General features: G+C 59.1%; 10 protein-coding genes and 1 tRNA gene. 7 read left to right on the forward strand and 4 right to left on the reverse strand.

The genetic code is table 11. The features are described from left to right. Both KTN04_RS04190 and KTN04_RS04195 read right to left on the reverse strand, forming a co-directional pair. The gene (locus tag KTN04_RS04190; protein ID WP_328515957.1) at nucleotides 1-1,536 is read right to left on the reverse strand and encodes a cryptochrome/photolyase family protein; all 1,536 of its coding nucleotides are present in this window, start codon (nucleotides 1,534-1,536) and stop codon (nucleotides 1-3) included. A gap of 163 nt (nucleotides 1,537-1,699) precedes the next feature. Then, on the reverse strand, nucleotides 1,700-1,936 hold the full coding sequence (locus KTN04_RS04195; RefSeq protein WP_217333959.1) for a hypothetical protein: 237 nt from the start codon (nucleotides 1,934-1,936) through the stop codon (nucleotides 1,700-1,702). A 134-nt stretch (nucleotides 1,937-2,070) separates the two neighbouring features. On the opposite strand from KTN04_RS04195, the gene KTN04_RS04200 reads away from it, so the two are divergent. After that, a complete protein-coding gene (locus KTN04_RS04200; RefSeq protein ID WP_217333960.1) occupies nucleotides 2,071-2,661 on the forward strand; it encodes a GGDEF domain-containing protein in 591 nt (196 codons plus the stop codon). A gap of 117 nt (nucleotides 2,662-2,778) precedes the next feature. On the opposite strand, the gene KTN04_RS04205 is transcribed toward KTN04_RS04200, so the two are convergent. Next, nucleotides 2,779-2,865, reverse strand: a tRNA-Leu gene (locus tag KTN04_RS04205). A 134-nt stretch (nucleotides 2,866-2,999) separates the two neighbouring features. Between KTN04_RS04205 and queA the strand changes: the two genes are divergently transcribed. The 6 genes from queA (at nucleotide 3,000) to rnr (ending at nucleotide 10,987) form a co-directional block, all read left to right on the forward strand. Further along, on the forward strand, nucleotides 3,000-4,052 hold the full coding sequence (queA, locus tag KTN04_RS04210; protein WP_217333961.1) for a tRNA preQ1(34) S-adenosylmethionine ribosyltransferase-isomerase QueA: 1,053 nt from the start codon (nucleotides 3,000-3,002) through the stop codon (nucleotides 4,050-4,052). Nucleotides 4,053-4,066: 14 nt separating this feature from the next. Next, complete coding sequence (gene tgt / locus KTN04_RS04215; protein WP_217333962.1) at nucleotides 4,067-5,185, forward strand: tRNA guanosine(34) transglycosylase Tgt; 1,119 nt, start codon at nucleotides 4,067-4,069, stop codon at nucleotides 5,183-5,185. 38 nt (nucleotides 5,186-5,223) lie between these two features. Further along, entirely contained in the window at nucleotides 5,224-5,556 is a 333-nt protein-coding gene (gene yajC, locus KTN04_RS04220; protein WP_217333963.1) for a preprotein translocase subunit YajC, read from the forward strand. A gap of 69 nt (nucleotides 5,557-5,625) precedes the next feature. Then, nucleotides 5,626-7,482, forward strand: coding sequence for a protein translocase subunit SecD (gene secD / locus KTN04_RS04225; protein WP_217333964.1), 1,857 nt, complete (start codon nucleotides 5,626-5,628; stop codon nucleotides 7,480-7,482). Nucleotides 7,483-7,492: 10 nt separating this feature from the next. Then, nucleotides 7,493-8,419 (forward strand): protein translocase subunit SecF, encoded by a 927-nt coding sequence (gene secF / locus KTN04_RS04230; RefSeq protein WP_217333965.1) that lies wholly within the window; start codon nucleotides 7,493-7,495, stop codon nucleotides 8,417-8,419. Between the two features lie 111 nt (nucleotides 8,420-8,530). Then, nucleotides 8,531-10,987, forward strand: a complete 2,457-nt coding sequence (rnr, locus tag KTN04_RS04235; RefSeq protein WP_217333966.1) for a ribonuclease R — start codon at nucleotides 8,531-8,533, stop codon at nucleotides 10,985-10,987. Nucleotides 10,988-11,017: 30 nt separating this feature from the next. Here the strand turns inward: rnr and KTN04_RS04240 are convergent, their stop codons facing one another. Continuing rightward, nucleotides 11,018-12,355 (reverse strand): VTT domain-containing protein, encoded by a 1,338-nt coding sequence (locus KTN04_RS04240; RefSeq protein WP_217333967.1) that lies wholly within the window; start codon nucleotides 12,353-12,355, stop codon nucleotides 11,018-11,020. Between the last annotated feature and the right edge of the window lie 33 nt (nucleotides 12,356-12,388).

A 12,388-nucleotide genomic window follows, 5' to 3' on the forward strand; every position in this document is an offset into this window, starting at 1 on the left:
TCAGTCCAGCTGCTCGAGAAAGATGCGCGCACTCTCTTCGATCTGCTGGCGCTGTGTATCCGACATCCGTTCCAGGTTGCGATAGGCTAACCCCAGGCGCGGGTTGCGGCGTAGCTGAGCGGCGTTGCGCTGCAGAAAATCCCAGTACAGATAGTTGAACGGACAGGCCCGATCGCCGTGTTTCTGCTTGACGTTGTAATGGCACTGGCGGCAGTAATCCGACATGCGGTTGATATAGGCACCACCGGCCGCATAGGGTTTGCTGGCCAGTACACCGCCATCGGCGAACAGCACCATGCCGTGTACGTTGGGCAGTTCGACCCACTCATAGGCATCGGCGTACACCAACAGATACCACTCGTTGACCTCATCCGGATTCAGCCCGGCCAGCAGAGCGAAGTTGCCCAGCACCATCAACCGCTGAATATGATGCGCATACGCATGTTGGCGCGTATCTTCCACACACTGATGAAGGCAGTTCATGGGCGTATCGGCATCCCAATAAAAGCGGGGTAGCGGTCGCGTGGCGTGAAGAAAATTGCGACTGCGGTACTCCGGCATCTTCAGCCAGTAAAGCCCACGCACATACTCGCGCCAACCCAAAATCTGGCGAATGAAACCTTCCACGGCATTCAGCGGCGCCAGGCCACGGTAAAGGGCCTGTTCGGCGGCCTCGATGGCTGCCCGTGGGTCCAGCAGCCCGAGGTTGATATAGAAGCTAAGGTGGGAGTGATAGAGCCAAGGGTCGCCTTGGCGCATGGCATCCTGATAGTCACCGAACAGCGGCAGCCGCTGCTCAACAAAGTCATCCAGCACCTGCTGCGCCTGCTCGGCGGTGACGGCCAGGTCAAAGTTTTCCAGAACACCGAAGTGATCATCGAAGTGCTGTTCCACCAGTGTCATCACGTCGCGGGTAATGGCGTCCGGCGTGAAACGCGTCGGGGCAGGGGGCTGGCGGTCAGCGGGCAGTGGCTGGCGATTATCATGATCGAGATTCCATTTCCCGCCCAGTGGCTGGTCTTCTTCCAGCAGGATGCCGTAACGCCGGCGCATCTCGCGATAGAAGTACTCCATGCGCAGCTGCTTGCGGCCTTTGGCCCAGCGCTGAAAATCGGCGTGGCTGCACAGGAAGCGATCGTCCTCGCGCATTTCCAAGGTGTATTCGGGATGCTCAGTCTGCCAGTGTTCGAACTGCTGGCGCAGTCGGTATTCACCCGGTTCGGTCAGGATGCAGCGCCGACAGCCGGATTGCTGCAGCACTTTCTCGATCTCGGTGGTAAAACTGCCGGAATTGTCGGCCTCGTCGAGCCGGCGGTAACGGACCCTGAAACTGCGGGCCTGCAAGGCCTTGGCAAAGTGGCGCATGGCGGACAGAACCAGGACCAGCTTTTTCTTGTGGTGACGCACGTACTGCGCTTCGGCGCGCAGTTCACACATCAGGATGAGATCCCGATCGGGATCGGCATCCCGCAGGCTGGACAGATCGAATCCGAGCTGGTCGCCCAGAATCAGGCGTAACGACGGGGATACAGACACGGCAACTTCTCCACAGGGTGTGTCGTCGTTTACGCATCGAAAGTGGAGTCGGATTGCGTTGCCGTGCCCTGGCCACTGTAGTGCAAGCATAAAAAAACCCGCAAGGAAAACCTTGCGGGTCTAAACAACAAACAACAGATCAGGTATCAACACCCTGAGGGCGTCAGGCAGTCGTAACCGACTCCATGTGACGAGTCACATGGGCACCGATACGGTGACCGCTGACAGCAATCTCGCCCTTCCAGCGCATCCAGGTCAGCAAGTCGCCAGCCTGTTTGAGCAGTCGGGCCAAAGCACCGGGGCCTTGCTCCCGAGAGCAATCGGTATAGCCCATGGCCACCAGCTCCTGGTGGATACGCTGATCCTCGTACGGAATTCCGGTGTAGTGCTTCATGTTCATAACAACACTCCCCAATATGTGTGTTAGACCTTAGTATTATATCGCTCTGTGCCAGCCATTTCAACGGTCTCAAGGCTTTCGAATGGCAAAACCTCTACACTTAGACCGAGATGGCCAGACCCGGGAGGTGCCACGTGTCCGTCACTGTCTTGACTCATCCCGTTACGCTGTTGCTGTTGGTTGGGGTGGCACTGGGGCTGTTGTTGCTTGGCCTGCGTCCGCGTGTTTTCTCGGCATCGTTGCAGAGGCCGGTGGGAACAGCGGCATTGTTGGCGCGGGCGCTCTGGCAGCAACGGTTGCAGGCCGAGCTCAGTCGGAGCGGACGCTACGGCAGCACACTGAGCGTGATGCTGCTGGATATCGATCATTTTCGGCGTATCAACGATTGCCATGGTCGACGGACCGGTGATGGAGTGATTGAAGCCGTCGCCCTGTGGTTGCACGAGCGCCTGCGGGATAGTGACTGTCTGGGCGAATATCGCGAGGGCGCTTTTGCCATTCTGCTGCCGGAAACCAGTCAACTGCAGGCAGAGCACCTGGGCCAGCGTCTGCAGCAGTCTCTGGCCGGAGAGTCGGTTGTGCCGGGGGAATTCGGTGACATAACGCTGAGCATTGGCATTGCCAGCAGCAGCGGGGGAGTGCCGGACATGCCGGTACTGCTGGCTGGGGCCGAAGCCGCGCTGGATCGTGCCAAGTCGCAGGGGCGCAACCGGGTGTGCACATGATGCAGTTGGAAAAATAAATCAGCAGGCACAAAAAAAGCGGCTACCTTTCGGTTCCGCTTACTTTCTAAGTCCTTGATATAAAGACTTTTAATGTGCTTCTTCAATGATTTGAAGAGGTGGTACCAGTGGCCGGACTCGAACCGGCACGCCCGTTAAGGCAACGGATTTTGAATCCGTCGTGTCTACCAATTTCACCACACTGGCACTGCGATGAGCTGCTTGGGTCACAAGCAAGGCGCATATTATAGTCGACCAGTGGCAATCGTCAATCAACACTGAAAAAAAGCTGTTATTGAGGTAGGATTACGGCTTTACACAATCGGTTTTGATGACGTCCCATGCAGGTAAAAGACTTCCACTTCGAGCTGCCCGAAGAGCTAATCGCTCGTTATCCGCTGGAGCAGCGCAGTGCCAGCCGGCTGCTCTGTGTTGACGGCAACAGCGGCGCGCGCGTGCATCGCCAGTTTGCCGATCTGCCTTCCTTGCTGCAGCCCGGCGATTTGCTGGTGTTCAATGACACCCGCGTGATTCCGGCCCGTCTGTTCGGCCAGAAGGCCAGCGGCGGCAAGATCGAGATGTTGATCGAACGCGTGACCTCTGACAGCGAAGCGCTGGCGCATATCCGTTCCAGCCGTGCTCCCAAACCGGGCACTGCATTGACGCTGGAAGGTGGGCTTGAGGCTGAAGTCACCGGTCGTCAGCAGAATCTGTTCGAGGTGCGTTTCACCAATCTGGACGGTCATTTGGTCAGCGCACTGGAAGAGCATGGCCATATGCCGCTGCCGCCGTATATGAACCGTGAAGATCAGTTGTCGGACCGTGAGCGCTATCAGACGGTCTATAACCGTAAGCCCGGTGCTGTGGCGGCGCCGACAGCCGGTCTGCATTTTGATGAGCCGCTGCTGGAACAGCTCAAGGCGATGGGCGTGGAGCAGGCGTTTGTGACCCTGCATGTGGGCGCCGGTACGTTTCAGCCGGTGAAGGTGGATAACATCCACGAGCATCACATGCATGCCGAGTATATCGAGGTGTCCGAGGAAACCTGTGCGGCGGTCAAGGCAGCTCAAGCACGGGGCAACCGGGTGATTGCCGTGGGGACGACCAGCGTACGTTGTCTGGAAACCGCCAGTCAGACCGGCGAGATCCAGCCGTTTTACGGCGATACCGATATCTTCATTTACCCCGGCTATCGCTACCGCACGGTGGACGCGCTGATCACCAATTTCCACTTGCCGGAGTCCACCCTGCTGATGCTGGTCAGCGCCTTTTCCGGCTACCGGGCGATCATGGATGCCTACGCCGAGGCCGTGGCCGAACGTTACCGTTTCTTCAGTTATGGCGATGCCATGTTTCTGACCCGTCGCGAGGCGACGGACGAGGAGTCCCTGTGAGAAAAGAATGCTTCATGAAATTCGAAACCACCACCACCGAAGGCAAGGCCCGTCGCGGCCGTCTGACCTTCCCGCGTGGGGTGGTGGAAACCCCGGCGTTCATGCCGGTGGGCACTTATGGCACCGTCAAGGGGATGACACCGCGCGACATCGAGGCCACCGGCGCCCAAATCATTCTCGGCAACACCTTTCACCTGATGCTGCGCCCAGGGACCGACATCGTGCAGCAACATGGCGACCTGCATGACTTCATGAACTGGAGGGGGCCGATCCTGACCGACTCCGGCGGCTTTCAGGTGTTCAGCCTGGGCAAGATGCGCAAGATCACCGAAGAAGGCGTGACCTTCCAGTCGCCGGTCAACGGCAACAAGGTGTTAATGACCCCGGAAAGCTCCATGCAGGTGCAGCGCGAGCTGGGCTCCGACATCGTGATGATCTTTGACGAGTGCACGCCGTATCCGGCCACGCACAAAGAGGCAGCGGACTCCATGCGCATGTCGTTGCGTTGGGCGCAGCGATCCAAGGATGCCCACGGTGACAGCCCCTCGGCACTGTTCGGCATTATACAGGGCGGCATGTACGAAGATTTGCGTGACGAGTCCTTGGCAGGCCTGACGTCGATCGGCTTTGATGGCTACGCCATCGGCGGCTTGTCCGTGGGCGAGCCCAAGGAGGATATGAAGCGGGTGCTGGACCACTTGGCGTGGAAAATGCCGGAAGACAAGCCGCGCTATCTGATGGGAGTGGGCAAGCCGGAAGACCTGGTGGAAGGGGTGCGTCGTGGCGTCGACATGTTCGACTGCGTGATGCCGACCCGCAATGCCCGCAACGGTTTTCTATTCACCCGCAACGGCATCGTCAAGATCCGCAATTCGGCCAACAAGACCAATACCGCACCGGTGGATGAAACCTGCAGCTGTTATACCTGTCAGAACTTCAGTCGTGCTTATTTGCACCACTTGGACAAGTGCCGCGAAATTCTGGGTGCACAGCTCAATACCATCCACAACCTGCACTATTACCAGGAGCTGATGGCTGGTTTGCGCAACGCTATTGAACAGGGTAAATTGAGCGACTTTGTAGACGAATTCTATCGTCAGCGCGGCCAGGAAACGCCGCCGCTGAGTGCATAACACGTACATTATCGACTGTAATCGGGAGTATAACCTGAATGAGTTTTCTGATTTCTCCGGCCCTGGCCGCCGACGCCCCTGCGGCTGCCCCGGATGCGGGCATGTTCAACATCATCTTTCTGGTCGGCTTCGGTCTGATTTTCTACTTCTTCATGTGGCGCCCCCAGGCCAAGCGTGCCAAGGAGCACAAAAACCTGATCGCAGGCCTGGCCAAAGGTGACGAAGTGATCACCGCTGGCGGTATTATCGGCAAAGTCACGCGTCTGACTGACGATTATGTAGTGTTGGAGGTGTCCGAAGGCACCGAACTGAAGTTCCAGAAAGCCCACGTGGCGGCTGAGCTGCCCAAGGGTACGATCAAGGGCATTTGATCGCCCTGTCTGAGTGATCCGGCGCCACTGTTCAGGTGGCGCTTTCGTTTTTGGTGAGGATGGAGCACGATGCTCAACCGCTACCCCCTGTGGAAAAACCTGATGATCCTGCTGGTGCTGGCCATTGCCGGTCTCTATGCAGCCCCCAACCTGTACCCCGATGACTTTGCCGTTCAGGTGTCCGGCAGCCGCAATACGGCCGCCGTGGACCCGGCGACACTGACGCGCATCGAGACGGCCCTGAAGGCGTCTGGCATCGAGGTCAAGGCCACTGAAATGCAGCAGGATGGCGTCGGCCTGATCCGGCTGATCGGTTCTGATGCGCAGCTCAAGGCCAAGGAGGTGATCGCAGATCAACTGGGGAGTGGTTATGTCGTCGCGCTCAACCTGGCCCCAACGACACCCGACTGGCTGAGCAGTCTGGGTGCCGGACCAATGAAGCTGGGCCTTGACCTGCGCGGTGGCGTGCACTTCCTGCTTGAAGTGGACATGGCACAGGCCGTCGGCCAGCGTCTTGACGTGTATGTCAGCGAGATCAAGAGCAAGTTGCGTGACGAGAAACTACGCTACCGTGTAGTCGAGCACCTGGACGATGGCCGCCTGGCCATTCGCTTCGTCGATGCCGATACCCGTGATGCCGCCTCCAGCCTGCTGTTGCGCAGCTATCAGGAGTTTCTGGTGGACAGCCAAGACGTGGATGGTGACGCCTGGTTGTATGTCAACCTGACCGAGCAGACCATCCGCGAGATCGAAGATTACGCCATCAAGCAGAACCTGACGACGCTGCGCAACCGTGTCAACGAGCTGGGCGTGGCGGAGCCGCTGGTACAGCGCCAGGGCCGTAACCGTATCGTAGTGCAGCTGCCCGGCGTGCAGGATGCCGCGGCAGCCAAGCGCATCATCGGCAAGACTGCCAACCTGGAGTTCCGTCTGGAAGCGGGGCCGGATGCCGGCCGTGCCGATACCGAGGTATATCCGTTCCGCAATACGCCGGAGCGCAAGGCCACCCTGGAACGTGATGTGATCATTACCGGCTCCAGTGTTGCCAATGCCCAGGCGGCCTTTGACGAGAATGGAATGCCGCAGGTGTCCATTACTCTTGATGCCAAGGGCGGCCAGTTGATGAGCCGTGTCACGCGCAATGCCATTCAGCGCCGCATGGCGGTACTGTTCGTGGAGCACAAACAGCGCACGCTGGTGCAAACCATTGATGGCGAACGGGTCGAGAAACGCATTCCGTTTACCGAAAAAGGTATCATTTCCCTAGCGACCATTCAGAGCACGCTGGGCAACCAGTTCCGCATCACCGGTCTGGACAGCGCTCAGGAGTCCTCCGAACTGGCGCTGCTGCTGCGTGCCGGTGCTCTGGCAGCGCCGATCTACTTCGTGGAAGAGCGCACTGTTGGTCCGAGTCTTGGAGCCGAGAACATCGAGCTGGGTACGCTCTCGGTACAGATCGGTTTCGCACTGGTGCTGGTGTTCATGCTGGTGTATTACAAGGTGTTCGGTCTGCTGGCCAACGTGGCTCTGACGCTGAACCTGGTACTGCTGGTGGCGGTGATGTCGCTGCTTTCGGCCACGCTGACGTTGCCGGGCATTGCCGGTATCGTGCTCACGGTGGGCATGGCGGTGGACGCCAACGTGCTCATATTCGAGCGTATCAAGGAAGAGTTGCGTAACGGCCTGCCGGTACAGTCCGCGATCCACTCCGGCTTTGCGCGTGCCTTTACCACCATCCTGGATGCCAATATCACCACCTTGATTGCGGCGGTGATTCTGTTTGCCATGGGGACAGGCCCGGTCAAGGGCTTTGCCGTAACCCTGTCGGTTGGCATTCTAACCTCCATGTTCACTGCGCTGCTGGTGACCCGTGCCCTGGTTAACCTGGTGTACGGCGGCCGCACGCTGAAGAAAGTGATGATCTGAGGAGAGACCCATGGCTAATCCGAGCAAGATTTACAACTTCATGGGTGTACGTAAGCTGGCGCTGGCGTTCTCCCTGATTCTGATGCTGGTTTCGATCGGCTCGCTGGCGGTCAACGGCCTCAAGTTCGGTCTCGACTTTACCGGCGGCAGCCTGGTCGAGATCGGCTATGAGCGTGAAGCCGATCTGGAAGTGGTGCGTGACCAGCTGGAAACGGCCGGTTTCGAAGATGTTGTGGTGCAGACCTTCGGTTCGCCCCGTGACGTGCTGATCCGCTTGCAGGCTGATCATGACCCCAAGCTGGGTGATAAGGTGCTACAGGCGCTGCAGTCCGAATCCGACCAGTCACTGGAATTGCGCCGCAACGAGTTTGTCGGCTCCCAGGTGGGCGAAGAGCTGCGCGAGCAGGGCGGTCTGGGTATGCTGCTGGCCCTGTTCATGATCATGGTATACCTGGCATTCCGCTTTCAGTTCAAGTTCTCGCTTGGCGCGGTGCTGGCACTGGTGCATGATGTACTGGTGGTGCTCGGGTTTTTCTCGCTGTTGCAAGTGGAATTCGACCTGACCGTACTGGCTGCCGTACTGGCCGTGATCGGTTACTCGCTCAACGACACCATTGTGGTGTATGACCGCATTCGCGAGAATTTTCGTATCATGCGCAAGGGGGATGCCGTTGAGGTGATGAATGCCTCGCTGAGTCAGACGCTGAGCCGTACCCTGATGACCTCCATCACTACCTTGCTAGTGTTGGTGGCACTGTTCTATTTTGGTGGCGAAATGATTCACGGTTTCGCCATGGCCCTGCTGGTGGGCGTATTGATCGGTACCTATTCATCGATTTACGTGGCTGCCAATGCGCTGCTGGCGCTGAATGTGACCCGGGAAGATCTGTTGCCGCCGCAAAAGGAAGACGGCGAAGAAACCGAAGAGCTTCCCTGATCTCGTAAAGCCGGCATTGCCGGCTTTATTTTTTATGGATTGACCGACTATTCTGAGTGAATGGTCCACTCTGGCAGTCTAACCGCTGTTACAGATATTATTGGATGTTGAATGAGCAAGTATTGGAAAGACAAAGATCCCAACCTGCAGCAAGAAGCTGAAAAGTATGACCAGCCGGTCCCCAGCCGCGAGTTTTTGCTGAATTTTCTGGAAAAGTGGGGGGCGCCGATCAGTCATCCGCTGGTGTGTCGCGAGCTGGGTATCGAAGATGAAGATGGCATCGAGGGCGTGCGTCGCCGCTTGATCGCCATGTGCCGCGACGGCCAGTTGATTTCCAACCGCAAGGGCGAGTATGGCCTGATCCGCAAGATGGACCTGATTGCCGGACGCGTGATCGGCCACCGTGACGGCTTCGGTTTTCTCAAGCCGGATGAAGGCGGCGACGACCTTTTTCTGAGCCCGCGCAACATGCGTGAGGTGTTTGACGGTGACCGGGTGCTGGTACAGGCGGTAGGCATCGATCAGCGCGGCCGCCGTGAAGGCAAGATCGTAGAAGTGCTGGAACGTGGCACCCGCCGTTTGGTGGGCCGCTTTGACGGTCAGGGCGGCTTCGGTTCGCTGATCTGTGAAAACCAGCGTATCACCAATCAGGTGATGGTGATCCCGGACCCGACCACCGGACTGGAGTACGAGGACGGCCAGCTGGTGGTGGTGGAGATCATCCAGCACCCCACCCGCAAGCAGCCGGCCCGTGGCCGGGTGGTCGAAGTGTTGGGTGACCGCATGGCGCCAGGCATGGAGATCAAGGTTGCGATCCACAACCATGAAATTCCGGACGAGTTCCCCGATGATGTGCATCAGCAGATCGGTGATCTGGATCCGGAAGTACGGGAAGCGGACAAGCAGAACCGTTTTGACCTGCGTGACCTGCCATTCGTCACCATCGACGGCGAAGACGCCAAGGACTTTGATGATGCCGTCTACTGCGAAAAGAAGACCTTTGGCGGCTGGCGCCTTTGGGTCGCTATCGCCGATGTGTCCTACTACGTACAGCCGGATTCGCCGCTGGATATGGAAGCGGTCAAGCGCGGCAACTCGGTGTACTTCCCCGAGTTTGTCGTCCCCATGCTGCCCGAGCTGCTTTCCAACGGCCTGTGCTCCCTGAACCCACTCGTTGATCGCCTGGCTATGGTGTGCGAGATGACGGTCAGCCGTGCCGGCAAGCTGTCCGGTTACAAGTTCTACGAAGCGGTGATCAATTCCAAGGCACGCCTGACCTACAACAAGGTGGGAGCCATGGTGGATTCGGAGCATGAAGAACATGCCCGCTGGCGTGGCGAGTACGCTGAAGTCGTGCCGCATATCGATCAATTGCACGCCCTGTACCGTTCATTGCGCAAGGCACGTGACGAGCGTGGTGCCATCGACTTTGAAACCGTTGAAACCCGTATTGTGTTTGATCAGGTGCGCAAGATCGATGAGATTATTCCTGTGCACCGCAACGATGCGCACAAGATGATCGAGGAATGCATGCTCATCGCCAACGTGGCCACGGCGCGTTTCCTCGATAAGTACGGCAAGCCGGCATTGTACCGTATCCATGACGGTCCCAAGGCGGCGAAGCTGGAAAACCTGCGCGCCTTCCTCGGCGAACTGGGCTTGAACCTGCCCGGTGGAGACAGTCCCGAGCCCAAGGATTACCTGAAGCTGGCGGAAGCCATCGAAGGGCGTCCCGACCGCCACATCATCCAAACCATGATGCTGCGCTCCATGCAGCAGGCGGTGTACAGCCCGGACAACCACGGTCACTTTGGCCTGGCCTACAAGGCGTATACCCACTTTACCTCGCCGATCCGCCGTTATCCCGACCTGCTGGTGCACCGAGCGATTCGCAGCGCCATCCATGGTGAAGCCAAGGTCAAGGGTGTGGAGCGGCCCAAGCCGTTCACTCCCAATCCGGCTTTCAGCAAGGGCTATACCCTCGAGCAGATGGTAGCCCTGGGTGAGCATTGCTCGATGACGGAACGCCGGGCCGATGACGCGACCCGTGACGTGGTGGCCTGGCTCAAGTGTGAATACATGCAGGAGCAAACCGGCGAGATCTTCTCCGGTGTTGTTTCGGCGGTGGCGGGCTTCGGCGTATTTGTTGAGCTGGACGACCTGTACGTGGAAGGCCTGGTGCACATCACAGCACTGCCCAGTGATTATTACCATTTTGAAGCGGCCAAGCAGCGACTGGTGGGTGAGCGTACCCGCCGTGTTTTCAAACTCGGTGATCGTCTGGATGTGCGCGTGGTGCGGGTGGACCTGGATGAACGCAAGATCGACTTTGAAGTGGTTGTCGAGAATGCGCCGGCCAAGCCGAAAAAGCCCAGCCAGCGTGAAAAACTGGCCAAAGGGCAGGTCGACGACGGCCGACCGGGCAAGAAGCGCGGGAGTCGTCGCGGAAAAAAGCCTGAAGGGCACTCAGGTGCCCGCCAGGACAGTCCTGTAGCGCCCAAGCAGAAACGCAAAAAGGCACACAAGCCCAAGCATCCACCCAAGGCGCGTCAGAAGCGCAAGGGCTGAGAGCATCTACTCTGGCCCTGTCCGCCGGTATCATCCCAGATACAGCGCCGCCGCCGCCTGCAGGCGAGCGCCGCTGTACAGCATGGCGGTGCCCAGCAACAGCAGCAGCCAGGCCATGGATACCGGTCGAGGGGCAGGGTGGCGATACAGCCACAGTCGGTAGGCCGCCGCCGCCGCCAGACCTTCTGCGCAGCCGGCGATAACATCCAGTGGCCAGTGTACCCCCAGCACCGGGCGTGACAGCGCCACCAGCAGAATCAGTGGCGCCGCCAGCAGGTAGCCCAGGTGGCGCAGGCCATGGTGACGGTTATGTACCACCCAAGCCACGCTCATGCCGACCAGGGCCGAGATGCCGGCCGCATGCCCGCTGGGGTAACTGAAGGTTGTCAGTGCCGCTCCCGGCGGCCGGGGCTGTTCGAACAGCAGTTTGAGCAAAATATTCAGTCCCAACACCGTACCGACGCCGACCAAAACACCCCAGCCCTGTATTTGAGCATGCCGCCAGTGCCCGTAGCCGGCACTGAGTGCGGCCAGTGCCAGGCACAGTCCGGGGTCGCCCAGCAGGGTAATGGCCAGAGGCCATAGGCCCCAATGTGCGCCGGCCTGCTGCAGCGGCGGTAGCAGTTGCCGGTTGAGGCTGTGGCCCAAATCGCTCAGGCTGAGCAGGGTCATGACTATAAACAGCAGCAGAGCAAAGCCCAGCATCAGCACCGGGGCCGGCGGCCAGTCCTTGGGCAGGTGCTGGCGCAGGTAACGGTACAAACCGGCTTCGGGATGCAGTTGACGGTGTACCTGCTGCAACAGTAGTAGCATGAACACCAGTACCGCCAGGCTCCACAGCAGTGGCAGCAGCCGCGATGGCAGTGCGTGGGTGCCCTGACCGGTCAGATAGCCGGGCAGCAGATACAGGGGCGCCCAGCCCAGTGCCGACACCAGGTTGAAGGCAGTAAAGCGCCAGGGCGACATGCCGCAGCTACCGGCCACAAAGGGAATGATAGGGCGAATGGGACCAATGAAGCGTCCACTGACAATGCTCAGCCCGCCCCAGCGGTGAAAGAAGGCTTCGCCATGCTGCAACCATTCTGGATGCCGACGTACCTTGGGCCAGCGCTTGACCCAAGGGGCCGCCTTGCGGCCGAGCAGAAAGCTTAGGCCATCGCCGGTCACGGCACCGATAAACGCGGCCAGCAGACAGCCGGGCAGGGCAATATCAGCGGAGCCTGCTGCAAAGGCCAAGCCGAACAGCAGCGCCACGCCCGGCAGCAGCAGGCCAATGAAGGCCAGTGACTCCAGCATGGCCACCAGGGCAATCAGCAGCATGACAGAGGCGGCTGACAGGTTGAGTGATGCAAACAGGTTCTCGGCCACGGCTGGCATCCCGGTCAGTAATGAAGGGGCGAC

It is taken from the genome of Marinobacterium weihaiense (assembly GCF_019061305.1).
Lineage (GTDB): Bacteria > Pseudomonadota > Gammaproteobacteria > Pseudomonadales > Balneatricaceae > Marinobacterium > Marinobacterium weihaiense.